Below are 21261 nucleotides of genomic sequence, written 5' to 3' on the forward strand. Positions count from 1 at the left end.
TGCATCGACTGCCGATTGCTCCCATGCGAAAGGCGCGTGGATCACCGTCGGAGAGCAGGTTTTTAATCCCGTCGACGTGTTCGAAGCGTACCAAACGCTCAACCGTTGATCACGGTGATACGCGAACCCGCTTCACGCCAATTTGTCCACGCCACCTAACCTAAATCCCCCTGCCGCGATTCAACCCCATGAGTGACCAGCCCATCCTGCGATCATGCAACAGGATTGGCAACAATGACGCCCGACCAAGTCCGCCGCGAGGTTATCGCAGACCTTGGCCGCTTCACCCATGATCCGCTTGGCTTCGTCCTGTGGGCCTTCCCTTGGGGTGTGCAGGGAACGTCGCTGGAAAGCGAGGACGGGCCTGACACGTGGCAGCGCGAGCAACTCAAAGCCCTTGGCGACGATCTGCAGGTTGACCCGTTCAAGGTCATTCAGGACGCCACGGCATCGGGTCACGGCATCGGCAAATCCAGTCAGGTGTCATGGCTAATCCTGTGGGCGATCATGACGCACGAGGATACGCGTGGCGTCGTTACCGCCAACACTGAGGGACAGCTTCGCACCAAGACATGGCCGGAGTTGTCGAAGTGGTATTCGCTGCTGCAGTTCGACTGCCTGCGCGAAATGTTCGTCCTAGAAGCAACGTCGATCCATTCGACCGAAGCGGGCCACGAACGCACCTGGCGCATAGACGCTATCCCTTGGTCCGAGCGCAACACGGAAGCATTCGCAGGCCTTCACAATGCCGGGAAGCGGGTAATCCTGCTGTTCGACGAAGCCTCATCGATCATTGACGCGATCTGGGACACGGCAAGCGGTGGCCTGACCGATGCCGGAACAGAAATCATGTGGCTGGCCTATGGCAACCCGACCCGAAACACCGGGCGGTTTCATCAGGCCATAGTTGGGCGTTTCCGCAACCAATGGCGTCATCGGATGATCGATGGCCGCAATGTGAAGCGCACCAACAAAGACCTGCTGGCGAAGTGGGTGGAAACCTACGGCGAGGACAGCGACTTTGTTCGGGTGCGCGTGAAGGGGCAGTTTCCGCGTGCGAGTTCGGCGCAGTTTGAGGATCATGGTTCGACCTCAAGGTTCAGGGCTTCGATCAAGAGACGGCGTATTTCGTGGACTTCATCCAAAGCCTTCATCAATGCCGCTTCCGTATCCGGAGTCACGGGCAGACTATCCGCGAAGTACGGGTGCTTGTCCGGTAAACCTGCGCAATGTGTTGGTTCGCCTGATCACGATCGAACGATAGGCTGGATCGGCAAAGTGCAAGAAGGGATGAGGACATGCGTTTCAAGGACAAGGTTGTTATCGTCACAGGCGCTGGCTCCGGGCTGGGGCTGGCGACCGTGCAGCGGTTGGCCGAAGAAGGTGCGGCGCTTGCCCTGGTCGATCTGCGTGAAGATTGGCTGGAATCTGCAAAGGCAAGCTTGCCCGAAGCAACCCGGGCCAAGTTGATCAAGGCCGACGTGGCGGATGTGGAGCAAGTGCAGGCCTATGTCGATGCCGCGCTGGCCGAGTTTGGGCGCATCGATGGGTTCTTCAACAACGCAGGGATCGAAGGGCGGCAGAACCTGACCGAGAATTTCGGTGCCGACGAGTTCCATCGCGTGATATCGATCAACCTTGATGGCGTGTTCTTCGGAATGGCGGCGGTTCTCAAGGTCATGCGCGAGCAAGGCTTTGGTGCAATCGTCAACACCGCCTCGGTTGGCGGCATTCGCGGCGTTGGCAACCAGAGCGGCTATGCGGCTGCCAAGCACGGTGTCGTCGGTCTTACCCGCAACTCGGCGGTGGAATACGGGCAGTATGGCGTGCAGATTAACGCTATCGCACCAGGGGCGATCATGACGGCAATGGTCGAAGGTTCACTGCGCCAGATCGGCGGGGACGATTGGGAGGAAACTGGCCGACAGTTCGTATCGGTCAATCCGATGAAACGTTTTGGCCGACCGGAAGAAGTCGCGGCGCTGGTCGCGTTTCTGCTTTCTGGCGAGGCACCGTTTATCAATGGCGCGACCATTCCCATAGATGGCGGACAGTCATACAAGTATTGAGCAGCGCGGTGCTGTTGATAGGAGTGGCGAGGTTAGTTGATCATCCCGTCATGTTCCTGATATAATGTTTTCACCTGCACGAATAAGGTGAAAACATTATATCCAGAGGAAGTGACTGTAAGTGACCATTGGTGGCATTGTTCCCGCTCTTGGTTATTTAACCTATCAGAAATATACATGATTAAGTAGCAATGAAATTATGATTTTCCAGTTATTACCTTCATCTGGTACGGCGCATCATTCTCTCGAGCGAAAGAGAGAAATCCATCAGCTGATTCATCAGATTCGGCAATGTTGCTCTCATCAGAACGGACTTTGAGCCGTAAATCTGAATGAGGGCGTCGTTCACAGAAACTTCGTCAAGCAACAGCCTTGCGTACGCTTGATGAAGCTCTGGTTCCCCGATGCAATTGCTTGTTCAGCGGCATTTCAAGCTTGCTAACCTTATCAGGAGTGATGGTGGGGGCAGCGCAGGCAAGACGTTGTGATAGCTTGGCGATCTCGGCCGCCAGTTCGTTACGGCGGAAGCGAAACCTGATCATGCGCTCCCAAAGTGCCTTATCCTTCACTGACCAACGTCGGAGCAGGGCCTGCATCGCCAATCAGCAGATGCGGCATGGGTGCCACTCAGATCACTTGGTGCGGGGGCCAGATGCGGCTGCTCTGTAGCAACTCTGCTTGTTGTATAACTGAGTTCATGAATGGAGCGTCGAAACGATCTCTTGCTCCTCCCATTTTTGGAACATAATAAGAACATATGAGAATCGTCCTTACCCCGATGCACGGCAGCGCAGAGCCGTTGGAGGTTTGTCGCCACCAGTTCGGGGTCGCCTCGCTCGATGCGGCGTTGGGGGGTGGGCTGATGCGTGGGCGTATCCATGAAATCTACGCAGCCGAAAGCGATGATCTTGCCAGTGCTGCGGGATTTGCCTTGGGCATGGCAAAAGGCATGAACGATCCGCAAGGAACGGTTCTGTGGTTGCGAATGCAGCGGGCCGCACGCCTTGGCGGGGTTGTGCAAGCTAATGGCTGCGCCGAACTCGGCGGTGCACCGGGGCAGATGCTGGTGGGTGTTGTGCCCGACGTCATGGCTTTGTTGCGCGCGGCGGTAGATGCCTTGCGCTGTGCTGCGCTGGGTGCAGTCGTGGTCGAAGGGTGGGGCGCGATGCGCGAACTGGACCTTACCGCCAGTCGCCGCCTTGCGTTGGCAGCGGAAAAATCGGGCGTGCCCTTGCTGCTGCTGCGCTATGACGCCGTACCCGTGCCTAGCGCTGCGCAGACCCGCTGGCAGGTGACCTCTGCGCCTTCATTGGCGCTTCCCGGAAACGCGCCGGGGATACCGACTTTCGATGTGACCTTACTGCGCCAGCGATCCGGCCCTTGCGGCCTTTCCTGGCGGCTGGAGTGGGACCGTGACCGACGCTTGTTCCGTGAAACGACGCTATCTGGCGCTGTGGTTTCCTTTCCTGCCGACCGAACGACTGCGGATACAGGAGGAAAGGACAGGCAGGCGGCCTGACACGCCGCTGGTCCTCGTTGCCAAGATCAAGGGTGCGCTGCGACTAGGTGCTGTCGATGTCCATGCCCGCGGGCTGGGAATCACGTCCGGCCAAACGCTGGCCGATGCACGCGCGCTGCATCCCGACCTCACTGTGGCTGATATGAACGAGGACGCGGACCGTCACTGGTTGCAGCGGTTGGCCGAGCACTGCATCGCCTGGTCGCCGCGCGTGACTGTTGTCCCGCCTGATGGCGTGACGCTGGACATCGCGGGAAGCGAACACTTGTTCGGCGGTGAGGCAGGCCTTCTCGCGCAGGTTGAGGATACTTTCACGACAATCGGGATGAGCGTGCGCATGGCTACGGCCTCCACTGCGCAAGGCGCTCAGGCGCTGGCCCGTCATTCCCGGCTGCCTGTCATGGACGAACGGCAGGCCTTGCGGATGCTGCCCGTGGTTGCGCTAGGGCTGGACGAAGAAGCGACGCTTGCTCTGCGCCGTGCGGGTCTGAAGACCATCGGTGATGTTGCGGCACGTGCCGCAGCCAGCATTGCTGCGCGCTTTGGTGCGGAGGCTGTGACTGCGCTCCGTCGCCTGCTGGGTGAGGAACACGCTCCGATCGACCCGCTGGCGCAACCCGAACCGCTTCATTTTGAGCGCCGCTTTGCTGAGCCGGTTGCACTTCAGGCCAGCATTGCCGCCTGTTTCCTCGACCTGCTGCGCGAGGCGGCGCGGACGCTCGAACAACGCGGGCTTGGCGGGCGGCGCTTTGTCCTGACGCTGTTCCGCAGCGATGGGGCGCGCCACCGGCTGGCAATCGAGACAGGTCTGCCTACGCGCGATCCGGTGCCGGTGCTGCGACTGTTCGACGAACGGATCGCTGCGCTGGCCGATCCGCTAGACCCCGGTTTCGGCTATGATCGCATAACGCTGTTTCTGCCGGTGACCGAACCGCTCGCCGCCAGCCAGTCCGCGCTTGATGGCGGCGAACAGAGCGCAAGCGTTCTGGCAGACTTGATCGACCGGCTCAGCACGCGACTGGGGCCGACCAGCCTGTGCCGTCTCATCCCGCAGGATAGCCACATTCCCGAACAGGCGCAGCTTGCACTCCCTGCCATCCACGCGCGCGAACCTGCCCGGTGGCCCGCATCGCCAGCAGGCGAACCACCGTTGCGGCCGCTGTTCCTGTTCGATCCGCCGCAACCCGTGGAAGTTATCGCACAAGTGCCCGATGGGCCACCGCACCGTTTCCGCTGGAAGCGAAAACTGCACGAGGTGCGGCTTTACGAAGGACCTGAACGGATCGCCTCCGAGTGGTGGCGACGCAAGGGCGGCGAAGCCACCGGTAAGGGTGGGCTGACACGCGATTACTACCGGGTCGAGGATGTGCGCGGTCGACGCTACTGGATATTTCGCCACGGGCTCTATGATGAAAAGCCCGATCCGAACTGGTATCTGCACGGGCTGTTTGCATGACCGGTCCTTCTTCTTTTGCCGAACAGCCTCCTTTTGCCGAACTGGTCGCGGCCACCAACTACAGCTTTCTGCGGGGTGCCTCGCATCCGGCGCAGATGGTGGCGCGGGCGCATCATCTGGGGATGGCGGGGATCGGCATTGCAGATCGCAACACCGTGGCGGGGGTGGTGCGTGCGCATGTCGGCTGGCGCGAAGTGGGTGGTATTGCGGGCGGCTTTCGCCTTGCCGTGGGTACGCGGCTGGTCTTTGCCGACGGTACGCCAGACGTGGTCGCCTACCCCGCCACGCGTCATGGCTGGGGACGGCTGACGCGGTTGCTGACGCTGGGCAATCGTCGCGCTGAAAAGGGCGGTTGCACACTGCACCTGCCGGATCTGCTGGATCATGCCGATGACCTGCTGCTGATCGCCACTGGGCGCGATCGGGCAGTCCTGGAGCGATTGACCGAGGCGCGCCGCGGCGCGGTATGGCTGGCCGCGATCATGAAACGTAGCGGCAGCGATGCGCGACGCTTGGCGCAAGCACAAGCTCTGGGTTCGGCCTGCGGCGTACCGCTGCTTGCCACCTGCGATGCGCTCTACGACCATCCCGATGCGCGCCCCTTGCACGATGTGCTTACCTGTATCCGTGAGGGCGTGACCATAATGGAGGCTGGGCGCCGACTACTCGCCAATGCCGAGCGCCACCTCAAACCGCCCGCTGAAATGGTGCGCTTGTTCCGTGCCTGCCCGGAAGCTGTCACGGCGACGACCGAGTTCCTTTCGCGCATCGATTTCTCACTTGACGACCTGCACTACGAATATCCGCATGAACCGGTGCCTGAAGGCTGGCAGCCGCAGGCATGGCTCGAACATCTGGTTCAGCAAGGCGGGCGGGCGCTATTCCCCGATGGCCTGGCTGAAAGCTACCGGGCCGTGCTGAGGCAGGAGTTCGACCTGATCCGGCAGAAGAACTACGCTTCCTATTTCTTGACTGTGCATGACATCGTGCACCATGCCCGCAGCCTCGATCCACCAATCCTTTGCCAAGGGCGAGGCAGCGCCGCCAATTCGCTGGTCTGCTATTTCCTCGGCATCACACCCATTGATCCGGTGCGCGAAAAGCTGCTGTTCTCGCGCTTCCTGTCCGAAGAACGCGATGAGCCGCCCGATATCGACGTGGACTTCGAGCATGAGCGCCGTGAGGAGATCATGCAGTACATCTACGCTCGTTATGGCCGCGAACGTGCGGGCATTGCCGCTACGGTGATCCACTATCGCCCGCGCAGCGCGCTTCGCGAAGTGGGCAAGGTGCTGGGCCTGACCGAAGACGTGACCGCGCGGCTCGCCTCCACGATCTGGGGGAACTGGGGCGATGACGTGCCTGAAGCACGTGTAAAGGAAGCCGGGTTTGACATCGCCAACCCGCAGATCGCGCGACTTAAGGCGCTGGTCGATCAAGTGCTGACCTTCCCGCGCCATCTTTCGCAGCACGTTGGCGGTTTTGTGCTGACCGAAACCCGGCTCGACGAACTGGTGCCGATCCACAATGCGGCCATGCCTGACCGCACCTTTATCGAGTGGGACAAGAACGACATCGACGCGTTGGGGCTGATGAAGGTGGACGTTCTGGCGCTGGGTATGCTGACGTGCATCCGCAAAAGCTTTGATCTGATGCGCCAGCATGGCCTGCCTGACCTGTCGCTGGCCTCTGTCCCGCGCGAGGACAACGCCACCTATGAGATGCTGCAAAAGGGCGATAGCATTGGCACGTTTCAGGTGGAAAGCCGCGCGCAGATCGCAATGCTACCGAGGATGAAGCCGAAAGAACTGTACGATCTGGTCATTCAGGTAGCGATCGTCCGGCCCGGTCCCATTCAGGGTGGCATGGTCCATCCTTATCTGCGGCGGCGCAACGGTGAAGAGGCCGCGCTCTTCCCAAGTCCCGCACCTCCACACGATCCGAACGAACTGCGAGAGGTTCTGGGAAAGACGCTGGGCGTACCGCTGTTTCAGGAACAGGCGATGAAGCTGGCTATCGTGGCGGCCAATTTCACCCCACCACAGGCTGACGGCCTGCGCCGCGCGATGGCTACGTTTCGCAACCACGGAACGGTACACAATTACGAGGATCTGCTGATCGATGGCATGGTGGCGCGCGGTTATGAGCGCGATTTTGCCGAACGCTGCTATCAACAAATCAAGGGCTTTGGTGAGTACGGCTTTCCTGAAAGCCATGCACAGGCCTTCGCATGGCTGGCCTATGTCTCGTCATGGCTTAAGCGCCACCACCCGGCTGCATTCACCTGCGCGCTGCTCAACAGCCAGCCGATGGGCTTTTATGCACCTGCGCAATTGGTCCGTGATGCGCAGGAGCATGGGGTCGAAGTGCGTGCTGTGGATGTGAATTCCAGCCATTGGGACTGTACGCTGGAAAGGGCCGAAAACCACGCGCTTGCGCTGCGGCTGGGTTTTTCCCGTATCGATGGTATCCGCAAAGATTGGGCCGATGCCATCGTTGAAGCTCGACTACACGGTACTTTCGTTTCGGTTGAGGATATCGCCCGGCGCGCCGCTTTGCCGCCACAGGCCTTGCGCAGACTGGCCGATGCCGATGCCTTCGGATCATGTGCACAATCTCGCCGCGATGCCCTGTGGGAGGTACGCCGCACGCCGCCCACCCAGTTGGCGCTCTTTGCCTTTGCCGATGCTCCCGAACTTGGTCAGGAACCTGCTGCGCACCTGCCTCCTATGCCCCTGACCGATGAGGTCATAACCGATTATCAGACAGCACGCCTCTCGCTGAAAGGGCACCCGATGCAGTTCCTGCGGGCGAGGCTGACGTCTGAGGGCGTGCTATCCTGCGCAGATGCCAATGTGTTGCCCGATGGCCGCAAAGCAAGCGTCGCCGGTGTCGTCCTTACCCGGCAGCGTCCCGGCAAAGGCAATGCCGTGTTTATCACGATTGAGGACGAAACCGGCGTGGTCAACGCGCTGCTATGGTCCCGCGATCTCGACAAGCAACGCCGTGCCGTCATGGCCGCGCGCCTGATGTTGATCCAAGGCGAAATTCAGAAAAGCAAGGAAGGTGTGGTCCACCTGATGGTCAAGCGCGTGATCGACCGCACGGCGATGCTCGACCACCTCACCGATCAACAACCCTTGGCACAGCAAACCTCGCGTGGTGACGAAATCCACCATCCCCAGCGTCCCCGCCAGCATGGCCATCCCCGCGACGTCAGAATCCTGCCAAGATCGCGGGATTTCCATTGATGCTTTAGAAGCAAACGCTCCTTATCGAAGCATGGCAAATCAGCAACTTCCGATCATCCGCACAGTGGGTGCACCTTTGCAGTCTCAGGATTTCCGCATCCAACGCTGCCGTTTACGTCCTCAACCTGCGCCAGACCGACGGAATTGCCGACATCTTTGGTATCATGCTCTGCTTCGGGAACTTCAAACTCGATGAAGCCGTTGAGCGATTTGAAGGACTTTGACGTCAGGAGGTAGGAAATCTTGTATTGGCCTGCTGCTGATACCGACGTGGGAAGCCTGAAGTTGAAGGTTTTTCCCTTCGACACCGCCGCGTCGATATCGTTATCCGAAGGATAGACGCTTATCTCGCTGTCATCGGGCAGGTAGAGCGTGACGCTTATCAGCTTGGCGGGTTCGGCAAAGTTCAGCCCGATTGCGCTGATGCCGTTGCGTTGCGCCGAATCTGCTGCGGGCGACGACGATACGAGCATGTCCTGCGCGGCAATCGGGGCTGCTTGCGCCGATACGCTAAGCGCCATTGCGCCAAGGCTGGCGAATATCGACAGGTGGTTCGCGAATTGCATCGCCGGAAACTCCGAAAAAGGCGGGTGTGCGATGTCGAGGGACACGCACACCCGCAGTCATGGCTTCCCCAAGGGTCGGTCGCAGTGAGTTGGGGGAAGCCAAATCTCGCAATGATCAGCAGCCGGATTTCTTCTTTTTGCCAAAGCCGCCGAGCATCCCACCAATCACGACTCCCGCCTGACCACCAATCGCACCGCCGATGGCGGCTCCGCTGGCATCGGGTTGGCATGGAGTCTGCGCCGCAGGTGTGCTTGCGGCGGCTGAAGCGCTGGATGGCGATGCAGATTTTGCGCTTCCCGCTGGGAAAAGCGCGAGAATGCCGGGGGTGTTTTCATACTCGGCCCCCTGCGGCGAGGTCTTGCCGCCGGACAGCGCAAACAGATTGTTCACGTCAGCCACTGCGGTGTTCTCGGCCTCGGAGCGGGTCAGCTTGTGCAGGCGCGATGTGCAGTAGATGCCCCATTCATCGACTTCTTCCCCGCTGCATGCCGCGCCACGCTTGAGCCGCGATGCAGGGGCCTTGCCCTGATAGGGCGTGGAGCAGATATTGAGATTGCCCTCATCGGTCCAGTACCCCACCGGGCAGCGATCAAGCTGGTTGGCCTTGGTGATCGACCCGTATGTCGGCGGAACATAGGTGGCCGATACCTTGCTGGTGCAATAGCCGAACTCGCTTTGATAACCGGCGGCGCAGGCACCGTTCTTGACATAGACCGAAGGTGCGCCCGATCCGGGATAGCACATGTTCGGATTGGGCTTGCTGTTCTGCGCGGTCGAGCCTTGGGTGTAGCCCGATGGGCAGGTGCCGCCCACGCGGGTGATCGGGCCGGTCGAGCCTTGCGCATGTGCGGGTACTGTCAAACTGGTGAATCCCGCCAATGCCAGCGCCGTTGCGGCAGCGAATGAAACAGTACGCATGAAACTGCTCCTGCTTGTTCGATGACTTCAGAGAGGGAAGATCAGGGACGCTTGGTCGAACACCAGACGCGGTAGACCTCGTAGTATCCGGCGGCGCAGCTTTCGCTTTCGGCCTTGCCATAGATCTTGGGCGAACTGCTGACCTGCGGTGCGCAGATGCTGGTGTCGCCATCAGGGTGGCTCCATCCCGATGGGCAGGCGACAGAGCGCTTCGGCTTCACCACCGGTCCCTGATTGGTGCCCTGCGCCGATGCGGGAGCCGAAAGGCTCGACAGCACAACAGCGGACAGCAGGCTGAGGTGCAGGCCACCAAGGCCGATGGCCAGGCGCATTTTCATGACGATATCTCCTCGCGATGGCGGGCCGACCGGCAGGTAGGCTTTGCCTGATGAGGGGCTTGCTAGCGGGGCGGGGGAGGGTCGCCCATGCCATCAGACATGGTGCCATATCGTGGCATGTCGCGGGCGGCAGTGGCTGAATTCTGCCATTTCGACGCATCCTTGCGGTTGCATCGCGGAACTGCGTGGCTACGATGGGTCAGGGAAAGGGTCGGGGGAAGCAGTGGCCGTGCAAGTGAACTGGCGCCAGTTGGGCAGGCTGGTGGTGATGATCTGTCTGGTACAGGCCGTCTATTGGCTGCTTGTCGAAAAGCCGCTGTTCCGGGTGAACGTCAGTGAGGCTCCGCCATCGGCAGAGCAGGTCAGAACACAGATCGCCCGGCTTTCTGCACCGACCCTTGGCAATGTTGCGGATGCGGACTTCAGGGATGTCGAACTGCCGTGGACGCACTGCTGCGATACCGCGATGTTTGCTGTTCGGATCACATTCCGGCTTGATGACGTGCCGTCGGCCGGGCTTGGCCTGATTTCGCACCTGCAGGTTGATAACTACCGCCTTTATGTGAACGACAGCCTGCTTTTTGGCGAAGGCCGCATGGGGCCGGGCAACGGCACATTCCACGGTCAGAAGACCTTCCTGACTCGAATACCGGCAGGACTGGTGAAGCGCGGCGACAATGTGCTGACCTACATCACCGTTCGCGATGGCTTTCCCTATACCGATATTTTCCCGCCCCAGATTGGCGAGTTCGAGGCGATGCGCAGCTTTTCCGCGCGCAGGCTGTGGGCGCTGAACGACTTTCCGCGTTATAGCGCCGGGTTGCTGGGGCTGTTGGGCCTTCTGGCCACGGTCATGGTCTTCCGGTCTGATGACTGGCGCTTTGCCGCATGGTTGAGCGCGCTGTGCGGGGCGTTCGTGGCGAACTATCTTTACGGTGTAGAACTGGCTCCGCCCTTTGATGGATGGGGACGGATGCTGGCGTTCTTTGCGATCAACATGTTCATACCCACGGCGCTTCTCTGCTTCATTGATACCTGGACCCGCAGGCCCCTGCGGTGGCTGATGCCGCTTGTACTGGGCATTTATCTGGCCGCAGTCGGGTATATCGCATGGCGCATCTATGCCACCCCGATGCCCGATGCGTTTGATGTTCCGGCAATCGTGTGGATATGGATGCTGGCCGGCTTGAGCATCGCCACGCTGGTCCGGTTGTTGTGGCATTTTGCCCGTGCACCAGAAGACCGTATGGTCGAAAGCGCGTTGATGTCGGTTCTGGCGGTGGCAACGCTGCTTGATGCCTTGTGCAACTGGTTTCCCGAATGGGAATTGCGCGAAGGCTATCTGATAAACGCCGCGCCTTTCCTGATGCTCGCGATGCTTACCGCGTTTCTGGCCCGGAATTTCCGGTTGTTCCAATCGCAAGCCGCGCTCACCACCCTGTTGCAGGCCAAGGTCGAACAGCGCGAAGCCGAACTTGCCGTTGCCCATGCGCGCGAGCAGGAGTTCGTGCGGCAACAGGCCCATGATGTCGAGCGTCGCCGCATCATGCAGGACATTCATGACGGGCTGGGCAGTCAACTCATGTCGATGATGCTGTCGGCGCGGTTGGGGGAAGCCGAACCGGCACAAGTTGCCGAAGGGCTGCAAGCGGTGATCGACGAGATGCGGCTGATGGTCGATTCGATGGACTCCGTAGGTGAATCGCTGGAAGCCGCGCTTGCCACGTTCCGTGCGCGGATGCAGCCGCGCGTGGCCGCGGCGGGGCTGCAGCTTGACTGGCTTCAGGCAGAGAGCCTTGCTTTGCCTGATTATGGCCCGCGCGAAGTCCTGCAGTTATTCCGTATCCTGCAGGAAGCGGTGACCAATGCGTTGAAGCATTCGGGGGCAGATCGCCTTGCGGTGGAGATCGGGCCAGAGGGCGATGGCGCCGTGGCTATTCGCGTATCCGACAACGGAAAGGGCAGCGCCAAGTCAGGTGTTGGCAGGGGCCTGACCAATATGGCGCGGCGTGCCGAAGCTATTGGCGCACGCTTTGCGCTTTCGTCCGAGCCGGGGGCGGGCACGCAGGTTTGCCTGCATTTGCGGCGTGATGCGGTGGCCACGGCCTAAACGTTCTTGTGCGCGGGTCATGCCATGTCGTGGCATGGTGGCGGTTTCGTTGCCGTGGTAGTTCAAGGTCATGTCAGAACCGTCCGAACGCAAAACTGTCCGCATTGCCATCATCGAGGATGATCCGATGGTGCGGAAGTATTTCATGCGCATCCTTTCGGCTGAAGAGGGCTTCGATGTGGTGGGCGTCGCGCCCGACATCGCTACCGGCAAGGCATTGATCGCGCTTTGCCCGGACCTGTTCCTGATGGACATCGGTCTGCCCGATGGCAGCGGCTATGATCTGGTGCCCGATATCAAGGCGCGCTCTTCGGCCAAGGCTCTGATCATCAGCGCCTTTGGCGATCGCGACACGGTGGTGCGTGCGCTTTCTGCGGGTGCGGACGGCTATCTTCTGAAAGACAGCACGCCTGCACAGGTGTTGGATGGCATCGCCATCACGCTCGATGGCGGCGCGCCGGTCAGTCCGGCGGCGGCGGTCTATCTGCTCGATCTGCTGCGCAATCCTGCTGCCTCGCCCGCCATCGAAACCCCACCACACGATACGGGGCTGACGCCGCGCGAAATGGACCTGCTCAGGGCGTTCGCTGCGGGCCGAAGCTACAAGGAAGCCGCGCGCGATCTTGCAATATCGCCGCATACGGTCGGGAACCACGTGAAGTCGATCTACCGCAAGCTGGAAGTCCAATCTCGCAGCGATGCGCTACGGGCGGCGGGATTGCGGCGGTAGCCCAGCCGCGATCACCGCCCTTGCGCCGCTCAGGCTGAGGTGGTGAGCATCGAAATAGGCCGGGCGGCCCGCGACGATAAGGCGCGATCGGCTGCCATCGCGCAGGGCATCCAGCGGATCGATCACGGTCACGCCCCGTTGCACCCAGCGGCGGTAGTGGGCGGTGAGCCATATGGTCTGCGCATGGTATTGCGCCATGCTGGCACCTTCCGCCTTGTCCACTCCGCCACGCGCGGCGGCATGGGCCAGATGGCGGGGAACATCGAAGGTTTGCGGCGGGACCGGGCCGATCAGCACCACCTGCTTTCCTCCTGCCTGAAGGCGCGCAATCGTCTGGTCGATCAAGGCCGCCATGCCCGGCTGGTTATACGCCGGGCTGGCCCAGAAAGCGACGAGATAGACTTGGCGGATCTGCGGGGAGGCCAGCAGATGCTGCAATGTGCTGGCGTTGCTTTGCGCGCAGCCGGGATCGATCGCGACGGTATAGCCGATGACGGGAGGGCAACTCGCGCGGGTGCGCTGCGTGATCGAACTGCCGGTTTGACCCAGACGTTCACCCAGCGCCCATGCCAGTTCGACACCGTGGCTGTCGCCCCACAACATCGCTGTGGCACGAACTGGCGCGCCCAGTGTGCAGGCCGCGCTCTCGCCGCCCGCGCTGTCGATGATACAGGCCCCGCGTTTGGGGCTGACGTCGTGCACCGCGTCGGCCATCTGCGTGACTTGCGCCGGGAAGCGCGCAGGCCATCCGCCAAGCGGCAGCATGGCAAGTGCCACCGCGTTGATAGCCCCCATGCCGCCTGCACTCAGGATGAAAACCCGCCGCCGATCAAAGCGCTGCGCATTGCGGAAGGGCCGTTCGATAATGCGCCAGCTTGCCCAGGCCAACGCAAAGCTGGCTGCGATGACCGTAATTTGCCGGATGCCGCCAAGCGGCGCGTCGGCGGTATATTCCGCAAAAACGATCAGCGGCCAGTGCCACAGATAGAGCGAGTAGGAAATCAAACCCACGCCCACCATCGCCGGCAATGATAGAATGCGCCCCATCAGCGTGCCGGGCGCAAAGCGGATAAGCAGGACCGCACCCAGAACGGGAGCCAGCGCCGCAACGCCCGGAAACACGGTGCTCCGATCATAACTCGCCACCGACCACACGATCAGCCCCAAACCCGACAGCGCCAGAATCTGGGCCTGTGGACGACTGTCCGCCTTCGCCGGAGCCGAGAGCGCAAGCAGAGACCCGGCCATCAGTTCCCACGCGCGGGCGGGCAGCAGATAGAATGCAAAGCCATCGGTATCGGCCTGTTTCCACACCGCCAGTGTAAAGCTGACCAGCGCAAGCAGGACGACGATCATCACGCGCTGGCGCGGTGCCGCCTTGGCGCATATCCATAGCACCGCCGGGAAAACGACGTAGAACTGCTCTTCCACTGCCAGCGACCAACAATGCAGCAGCGGCATGGAATCTGCGGGACCGCCGAAATAGCCCGTCTGGGTGAAGAACCAGACGTTGGCGAGAAAGCCTAGCGTCATCAGTGCTGATCGCGGCACGCCAGCAAAGTCGGCTGGCAGATAGAACCATGCAGCCAAGACAAGGACGATTGCGATCATTACCAGCAAGGCTGGCAGGATGCGCCGGGCACGGCGCTCGTAAAACTGCAAAATCGAGAATTGCCCGGCGTCGATCTCGCGCGCGATGATCCCCGTGATCAGAAAACCCGATATCACGAAGAAGATATCCACGCCAACGAAGCCGCCAGAAAAGCCGGGAAGCTTGGCATGAAAGGCAAGCACAGGCAGGATTGCCAGTGCGCGTAGTCCGTCAATGTCCCGGCGATAGGCGGCTGATGCAGTCATTCGCAGTGGTCACTACCTCCACAAGGTTAATCGCCGGTATCGTGCAAGCGATCCGCCTTTCGGCAATGTTTGCGTTGGGGTGAATGCGGAGTGGGACTTTGCCGCTTGATCCGCAGAGTCTTTTGTGATTCAACAAAAATCATGAATACCCGCCGGTCGCCTCTGCTTCCCAAAGACAGCCTTACCCAGTCGCTTGCGCTGCTTGCGCTGCTGGTTCTTGGCGCGATTGGCGTTGCTGGGCCAAGCGGCCTGCTTGCATGGGGTGAAAATGCCCGATTGTTGCAGCAGCGGGAGGTTGAAATCGCCCAGCTCTCCGCAGAGCGGGACCGGGTAAAGAACCGTGTCGATCTGCTCGACCCGCGCCATGCCGATCCCGATCTGGTCGGGGAATTGCTGCGCAGCAACCTTAATGTTGCCCATCCCGATGAACTGGTGATCCCCGTCGACAACTGATCTCGGCGTCATATCTGCTCACGTCGTGCCGTGGTGGGCGGGAACGCTTTGCCCTTTTCCGGCTTGATCGTACTTGATGGCAAGGGCGCATGAGTGGGGGCATGATCGCGTGGCAGAAGTGATCGCGAAGGATCAGAGCGGAATCGGCTTGGGCGGCGTGCCGGAACCTGAAGATCCTGCCAGCGAAGATACCGAACCGCATTCCGCATCCGTATGGCGCTACGCCCATGCCAGCCGCGCCCATGCCGTTATCGATGCGGCAGATTACTTTGCACTGATGCGCGAAGCGATGATGCGGGCAAGGCAACGGATATTTCTGATCGGTTGGGATTTTGACACACGCATCCTGATCGGCGGAGGGCGCCGCTGGTGGAACCTGCCGCGCCGCCGCATTTCGCCCGCTCGGTTGGGGCCGTTCATCGTCTGGCTCGCCACGCGCCGCAAGAAGCTCGACATTCGTGTGCTGAAATGGAACTTCGGCGCGTTCAAGGCGATTTTCCGGGGTTCGATGATGCTGGATCTGCTGCGCTGGTGGCGGCACCCGCGCATCGTGTTCAAGCTGGACAGCGCGCACCCGCTGGGGTGCAGTCATCACCAGAAGATTGCCGTGATTGACGATCGTTTCGCAGTGTGTGGCGGGATCGATATGGCGGGTGACCGGTGGGATACGCCCGAACATCTTGATGATGATCCGCGCCGCAGAAAGCCTGGCAGTAAGAAGCTGTACGGGCCGTGGCACGATTGCACTATGTTGCTTGAAGGCGAAGCTGCGCGGGTGCTGGGCGATTTTGGCCGAAAGCGGTGGGAGCAGGCGAAGGGCAAACCCTTCGGTCCTTGTAAGCCGCAGGAATCCTCACCTTGGCCATCACGCATAGAGGCGGAATTCCGCAACGTGGAAATAGGCATCGCCCGAACCCGCTCACATTTTGCCGAGGCGCGCGAAGTGCGCGAGGTGGAGGCCCTTTTTCTTGAACATATCGCGCGGGCGAAACGGTTCATCTATTTTGAAAACCAGTATTTTTCCTCCCGCAAAATTGCCGAGGCCATCGCGCAACGGATGGCTGAGGCTGACCCGCCCGAAGTCGTGCTGATCAACCCGCAAAGTTCGGATGGATGGCTTGAACAGACCGCGATGGATGGTGCCCGTGTGCGGCTGGTCCGGGCGATTGAACAGGTTGATCACAAGCGGCGCTTTTCGATCTGGCACCCGTTCACAGCAGGCGGAAACCCCATCTACGTCCATTCCAAACTGACCATCGTCGATGACGAGATACTGCGCATCGGCTCGGCCAATCTGAACAACCGCTCGATGGGGCTGGACAGTGAATGCGATGTTTTTATCGATTGCGCGCGACCGGGAAATGGCCATTGCGGCGATCCCATCCGCAGATTGCGTATTTCGCTACTGGCAGAGCATTGCGGTATTCCGCCTGAACAGGTAGCGGAACTAATCGATCAGTATGGTTCGATGGCAGGGATGATTGCGGCTGCACCAAAGGACGGAAAGACAGTGCGCGCATTTGTCCCCCATGAGCTGACCGAGGCTGAGCAGGCGCTGGCCGATAATGAGGTGCTCGATCCAGAGCGGCCGGAGGAGATGCTCTCCTTCTATCGCAAAGGGTTGTTCAGGAGCCGTTTTCTCAGACGGCCCGGCAAGTGAAAAGGCCGGCAAGTAAAAAGGGTGGTTGATGAGCAGTCTGGTTGGTCCTGACGAAGACGACGATCTGGCCCGAGGCAAAGAGCCGGTGCCGCAGGATGTGCAGGATGCAATCCGCACTTTGCTACGCTGGGCTGGCGATGATCCGACCCGTGAAGGCTTGCTGGATACGCCAAAGCGCGTTGCACGGGCGTGGAAGGAATACTGCCAGGGCTATGGTGAAGATCCAGCCTTCCACCTTTCGCGCCAGTTCGAGGAAGTCGGCGGCTATGACGAGATCGTCCTGCTAAAGGACATTCCGTTCCAAAGCCACTGCGAACACCATATGGCACCAATCATCGGCAAGGCCGCCATCGCCTATCTGCCGCGAGACAAGGTTGTCGGCATTTCGAAACTCGCCCGCGTGCTGCACGGCTTTGCCCGACGGCTGCAAATTCAGGAACGCCTGACGGCAGAAGTGGCCCAGTGTATCTGGGACAATCTCAAGCCGCACGGTGTTGCCGTGGTAATCGAGGCGAGCCACGCCTGCATGACGGCGCGCGGCGTGCGCACGTCTGGTGTGGGCATGGTCACCAGCCGCATGATGGGCACCTTCCTTGAAGACACGCGCAGCCGCAAGGAAGTGCTAAGCCTGATGGGTTACTGATCCGCGCGGGATATGTGCTGCTCGCCAGCAACGAAACATTACCGTTCAGTTGCTTGGTTGCACATCGCCAAGGGCCTATCTTGCAGGCGTCACCGGGAAAAAACCGGGACGCAGCAGGAGACAGGAACATGAAGACTTTGGCGTTTGCCGCCATCGGGGCAAGTCTGGCCTTTGGCGCGTCGGCACAGGCGATGGAGCACAAGGTGGTGATCGAGCATCCGGTCGGTCCTATCGCGGCTGACTATTCCGGTGCTACCCGCGTCGAGATGCAGCAACTCGGTTCAGCCGGAGCGGCGGGGCGTCCGTCGTCTCTTCGTTGCCAATGGACGGTTTCGCTGGAAGTGCAGCGCAGCGCGCAAGTGGGGGCAAGCCTTCAGGCAAAACGCTCGATGTCGCGTGACAATGTGTTGAAGGGGACTGCGCCGGGCTGGTGTTCCGAACGGGGCAGCGGCATCGACCGGATGGTCGAAGCGCGCCGCGATGATCTGCGCAGCGCCATGATGGCAATGGTGGCGCAGGATCGCGACGTCATCCTCGTTGAAGCTGATGGTGCCCACGCCAAGCTGCGCGAGGGCTGAGGAGATTGATTAGCATGACCGGTATTCATCGACTTTCTGGGCTGGCTTTTGCCGGTGCGGCTGCAATCGTAATCGCACCCTCATCGCAGGCCCAGTCGGTGGATGCCGGTGTTGAGGCTACGACCGACGAAGTGCGGCGCGGCCTTAGCTGGAGCGATGGCGAAGTGTCGGCCTCCGCCGATGCGCGTGTCGGTTTTGGAGGCCTCGATGCTTCGGTGCGGGTGGCCGCGCTGCGCAAATCGGATCGCCATGCCAATGCCGATGTCGTGGGCGATCTTGCAATCGGCAAGGACTGGGAAGCCGGAGCCTTCACCCTGCGGACCGAGGCTGTCGGCCACGTTTTCAGCAATGCCGACAGCAACATGAACTACGGCGAACTCGGCCTTGGGGCGCGCTACACCATCGGGCCGCTGCAATTTGGCACGATGGCATGGTATGCGCCAAAGCAGGACAATATCGGCGGCGACAACCTGCATTTGCGTGCAACCGCCGACGCGGGTCTGCCGGGGTTTCCGGTGACGGTATTCGGCGCGGTAGGGTATACCACGGGTGATACGCGCGATGCACGGTCGGCGCGCTTGCGTCCTGCCGGAGATTATGCGGACTGGAAGATCGGCGCGGAATACACGCAATTCCCGTTCACCATCGGCGTCGATTATGTCGGAACCGATATCGACACGTCGAACACGGTTTCAGTTTCGCCCTTTGCAGACCTGAAGCACGCCGGGGATCGCGTTCTGGCGCGCGTGCGCCTTTCCTTCTGATACAAGAAAGCCCCCGCGTTTGCAGGGGCTTTCCGGTTTATCAGACTGCGGAGTGCTCCGGGGTCAGATGTTTTCGATCATGTGTTCGGCAGAGCTGACCTTGAAGTCGCCCGGTGCTTCGACGAAAAGCTGCTCGACCACACCATCGTTGACGACCATCGAGAAGCGCTGCCCGCGCTTGCCAAGGCCGAAGCCCGAACCGTCCATCGTCAGACCCAGCGCTTCGGCAAGGTCGCCGTTGCCATCGGCCAGCATCGTCACGTCAGACGAGCCGGACGCTGCACCCCAAGCCTTCATCACGAAAGCATCATTGACGGCGGTGCAGGCGATTTCATCGATGCCCTTTGCCTTCAGGTCAGCGGCTTTTTCCACATAGCCCGGCAGGTGCTTGGCCGAGCAGGTCGGGGTGAATGCGCCGGGGACCGAGAACAGAGCAACCTTCTTGCCCTTGAAATAGTCGGTGGACTGGACGGCTTCTGGACCTTCGGCGGTCGCCTTGACGATCTTCACGTCGGGCAGCTTGTCTCCAACAGCGATAGTCATCCCCAATTTCCTTTCGTTCTGGCAGGGCGAGCGTGCCCCGCACCGGTATGGCCGCACGGATATAGGCGCGGCATTGCGGTCTGCAACCGCGCGACGACGATCCGTCAAAATGAAGCGATATAAAGAAAACTTTATATTAAGTTTGCGCATGGGCGGCTGGCGCGCTATGGGCACTTCAGAGGCGCGCTTGCCGCGCAAATATTTTCTATCAGGAGACTGCTTCGTGGCCAGCGTGCTTGACGCCAAGAACGATTATGTGATCGCCGATATCGGCCTTGCCGACTTTGGCCGCGCCGAAATCAAGATCGCTGAAACCGAAATGCCGGGCCTCATGGCCCTGCGCGAGGAATTCGGCGCATCGCAGCCGCTCAAGGGCGCGCGCATCACCGGTTCGCTGCACATGACGATCCAGACCGCGGTGCTGATCGAAACGCTTGTCGCGCTGGGTGCTGACGTGCGCTGGGCCACCTGCAACATCTTCTCGACGCAGGACCACGCTGCCGCCGCCATTGCCGCTGCCGGTATCCCGGTTTTCGCGGTGAAGGGTGAAAGCCTGGCAGAATACTGGGACTATGTTGGCTCGATCTTCGATTGGGGCGATGATCAGACCGCCAACATGATCCTCGACGATGGTGGCGATGCAACCATGTTCGCGCTGTGGGGCGCGCGTGTGGAAGCAGGCGAAAAGCTGTTTGAACCTTCGAACGCCGAAGAAATCGAATTCGTTCGCGCGCTGAATGCTTTCCTCAAGGCGAAGCCCGGCTACCTCACGCAGTCGGTCAAGAACATCAAGGGCGTTTCGGAAGAAACCACCACGGGCGTTCACCGCCTGTATCAGATCGCCAAGGACGGCAAGCTGCCTTTCCCCGCGATCAACGTGAACGATTCGGTCACCAAGTCGAAGTTCGACAACCTTTATGGCTGCAAGGAATCGCTGGTTGACGCGATCCGTCGCGCTACCGACGTGATGCTCGCTGGTAAGGTCGCTTGCGTTGCCGGCTTCGGCGATGTGGGCAAGGGTTCGGCCGCTTCGCTGCGTCAGGGCGGCGCGCGCGTGATGGTGACTGAAATCGATCCGATCTGCGCACTGCAGGCGGCGATGGAGGGCTATGAAGTTGTCACGATGGAAGAAGCGGTCAAGCGCTGCGACATCTTCGTGACCGCGACCGGCAACGAAGACGTCATCACTGCCGAGCACATGAAGGCGATGAAGCCGATGAGCATCGTCTGCAACATCGGCCACTTCGACAGCGAAATCCAGATCGCTGCTCTCGACAATTACAACTGGACCGAAGTGAAGCCGGGCACCGACCTGGTGGAATTCCCCGACGGCAAGCAGATCATCATTCTGGCCAAGGGCCGTCTGGTGAATCTGGGTTGCGCCACCGGCCACCCCAGCTTCGTGATGAGCGCCAGCTTCACCAACCAGACGCTCGCGCAGATCGAACTCTTCACCAAGAGCGAGAACTACAAGAACGACGTCTACGTGCTGCCCAAGCACCTCGACGAAAAGGTCGCTGCGCTTCACCTCGAAAAGCTGGGCGTGCAACTGACCAAGCTGAGCAAGAAGCAGGCCGATTACATCGGCGTGCCCGAAGTCGGCCCGTTCAAGCCGGATCATTATCGCTACTAAAAGTTGCGATAATGATCCGAGTCCCCGCGAAGGCGGGGACCTCAGTCGGCCTATACCGACCGAGCCGGAATACGCAGAAGCCCTCGCCATCGTGCGGGGGCTTCTGTGCGTCTGGGGCTTCATTAAACCGACTTAGGCCCTCGCTTTGGCGGGGGCCCACTCCCTAAGTTGC

19 protein-coding genes are annotated in these 21261 nt (G+C 60.6%); 13 read left to right on the forward strand and 6 right to left on the reverse strand.

The genetic code is table 11. The features are described from left to right. Window positions 1-234: 234 nt before the first annotated feature. Together HGI47_RS22710 and HGI47_RS15720 are read left to right on the forward strand one after the other, a co-directional pair. Window positions 235-1470: a hypothetical protein gene (locus HGI47_RS22710; RefSeq protein WP_240950230.1), complete on the forward strand. Its 1236-nt coding sequence runs from the start codon at window positions 235-237 to the stop codon at window positions 1468-1470. After that, the gene (locus HGI47_RS15720) at window positions 1353-2069 is read left to right on the forward strand and encodes an SDR family oxidoreductase (protein WP_240950234.1); all 717 of its coding nucleotides are present in this window, start codon (window positions 1353-1355) and stop codon (window positions 2067-2069) included. Before HGI47_RS22710 ends, HGI47_RS15720 begins: the two co-directional genes overlap by 118 nt. Window positions 2070-2428: 359 nt before the next feature. Here HGI47_RS15720 and HGI47_RS15725 read toward each other — a convergent pair whose 3' ends face one another. Then, complete coding sequence (locus HGI47_RS15725; protein ID WP_206066240.1) at window positions 2429-2611, reverse strand: hypothetical protein; 183 nt, start codon at window positions 2609-2611, stop codon at window positions 2429-2431. Window positions 2612-2826: 215 nt separating this feature from the next. Here HGI47_RS15725 and HGI47_RS15730 point away from each other — a divergent pair, with 215 nt between their 5' ends. From HGI47_RS15730 to HGI47_RS15740, 3 genes are read left to right on the forward strand one after another with little or no spacing between them, the layout of a single operon-like run. Then, window positions 2827-3588 carry an ImuA family protein gene (locus HGI47_RS15730; RefSeq protein ID WP_168853725.1) on the forward strand — a complete coding sequence of 254 codons (762 nt, stop codon included), beginning with the start codon at window positions 2827-2829 and terminating at the stop codon, window positions 3586-3588. After that, window positions 3500-5044: a DNA polymerase Y family protein gene (locus HGI47_RS15735; RefSeq protein ID WP_168853726.1), complete on the forward strand. Its 1545-nt coding sequence runs from the start codon at window positions 3500-3502 to the stop codon at window positions 5042-5044. Before HGI47_RS15730 ends, HGI47_RS15735 begins: the two co-directional genes overlap by 89 nt. After that, window positions 5041-8295, forward strand: a complete 3255-nt coding sequence (locus tag HGI47_RS15740) for an error-prone DNA polymerase (RefSeq protein WP_168853727.1) — start codon at window positions 5041-5043, stop codon at window positions 8293-8295. The genes HGI47_RS15735 and HGI47_RS15740 overlap by 4 nt, the downstream gene beginning before the upstream one ends. 53 nt (window positions 8296-8348) lie before the next feature. Here HGI47_RS15740 and HGI47_RS15745 read toward each other — a convergent pair whose 3' ends face one another. The 3 genes from HGI47_RS15745 to HGI47_RS15755 form a co-directional block, all read right to left on the reverse strand. Further along, window positions 8349-8861, reverse strand: coding sequence for a copper resistance protein CopC (locus tag HGI47_RS15745; protein WP_168853728.1), 513 nt, complete (start codon window positions 8859-8861; stop codon window positions 8349-8351). 115 nt (window positions 8862-8976) lie between these two features. Continuing rightward, on the reverse strand, window positions 8977-9780 hold the full coding sequence (locus HGI47_RS15750; protein WP_168853729.1) for a hypothetical protein: 804 nt from the start codon (window positions 9778-9780) through the stop codon (window positions 8977-8979). Window positions 9781-9821: 41 nt separating this feature from the next. Next, on the reverse strand, window positions 9822-10118 hold the full coding sequence (locus HGI47_RS15755; protein WP_168853730.1) for a hypothetical protein: 297 nt from the start codon (window positions 10116-10118) through the stop codon (window positions 9822-9824). Window positions 10119-10341: 223 nt separating this feature from the next. Between HGI47_RS15755 and HGI47_RS23130 the strand changes: the two genes are divergently transcribed. Together HGI47_RS23130 and HGI47_RS15765 are read left to right on the forward strand one after the other, a co-directional pair. After that, entirely contained in the window at window positions 10342-12228 is a 1887-nt protein-coding gene (locus HGI47_RS23130) for an ATP-binding protein (protein WP_168853731.1), read from the forward strand. 70 nt (window positions 12229-12298) lie between these two features. Then, the gene (locus tag HGI47_RS15765) at window positions 12299-12958 is read left to right on the forward strand and encodes a response regulator transcription factor (RefSeq protein ID WP_168853732.1); all 660 of its coding nucleotides are present in this window, start codon (window positions 12299-12301) and stop codon (window positions 12956-12958) included. On the opposite strand, the gene HGI47_RS15770 is transcribed toward HGI47_RS15765, so the two are convergent. Beyond that, window positions 12932-14815 (reverse strand): acyltransferase family protein, encoded by a 1884-nt coding sequence (locus HGI47_RS15770; protein WP_168853733.1) that lies wholly within the window; start codon window positions 14813-14815, stop codon window positions 12932-12934. The genes HGI47_RS15765 and HGI47_RS15770 overlap by 27 nt on opposite strands. A gap of 141 nt (window positions 14816-14956) precedes the next feature. On the opposite strand from HGI47_RS15770, the gene HGI47_RS15775 reads away from it, so the two are divergent. The 5 genes from HGI47_RS15775 (at window position 14957) to HGI47_RS15795 (ending at window position 18913) form a co-directional block, all read left to right on the forward strand. Next, the gene (locus HGI47_RS15775; RefSeq protein ID WP_168853734.1) at window positions 14957-15268 is read left to right on the forward strand and encodes a septum formation initiator family protein; all 312 of its coding nucleotides are present in this window, start codon (window positions 14957-14959) and stop codon (window positions 15266-15268) included. 109 nt (window positions 15269-15377) lie between these two features. Next, the gene (locus HGI47_RS15780; RefSeq protein WP_370521751.1) at window positions 15378-16928 is read left to right on the forward strand and encodes a phospholipase D-like domain-containing protein; all 1551 of its coding nucleotides are present in this window, start codon (window positions 15378-15380) and stop codon (window positions 16926-16928) included. A 28-nt stretch (window positions 16929-16956) separates the two neighbouring features. Continuing rightward, the gene (folE, locus tag HGI47_RS15785; protein ID WP_168853736.1) at window positions 16957-17571 is read left to right on the forward strand and encodes a GTP cyclohydrolase I FolE; all 615 of its coding nucleotides are present in this window, start codon (window positions 16957-16959) and stop codon (window positions 17569-17571) included. 128 nt (window positions 17572-17699) lie between these two features. After that, the gene (locus HGI47_RS15790) at window positions 17700-18149 is read left to right on the forward strand and encodes a hypothetical protein (RefSeq protein ID WP_168853737.1); all 450 of its coding nucleotides are present in this window, start codon (window positions 17700-17702) and stop codon (window positions 18147-18149) included. Window positions 18150-18163: 14 nt separating this feature from the next. Then, window positions 18164-18913: a TorF family putative porin gene (locus HGI47_RS15795; protein WP_168853738.1), complete on the forward strand. Its 750-nt coding sequence runs from the start codon at window positions 18164-18166 to the stop codon at window positions 18911-18913. Window positions 18914-18976: 63 nt separating this feature from the next. On the opposite strand, the gene HGI47_RS15800 is transcribed toward HGI47_RS15795, so the two are convergent. Further along, a complete protein-coding gene (locus tag HGI47_RS15800) occupies window positions 18977-19456 on the reverse strand; it encodes a peroxiredoxin (RefSeq protein WP_168853739.1) in 480 nt (159 codons plus the stop codon). Between the two features lie 223 nt (window positions 19457-19679). Between HGI47_RS15800 and ahcY the strand changes: the two genes are divergently transcribed. Next, window positions 19680-21089, forward strand: a complete 1410-nt coding sequence (gene ahcY, locus HGI47_RS15805; RefSeq protein WP_168853740.1) for an adenosylhomocysteinase — start codon at window positions 19680-19682, stop codon at window positions 21087-21089. Window positions 21090-21261 lie beyond the last annotated feature (172 nt).

It is taken from the genome of Novosphingobium sp. ERN07 (assembly GCF_012641335.1).
GTDB lineage: Bacteria > Pseudomonadota > Alphaproteobacteria > Sphingomonadales > Sphingomonadaceae > Novosphingobium.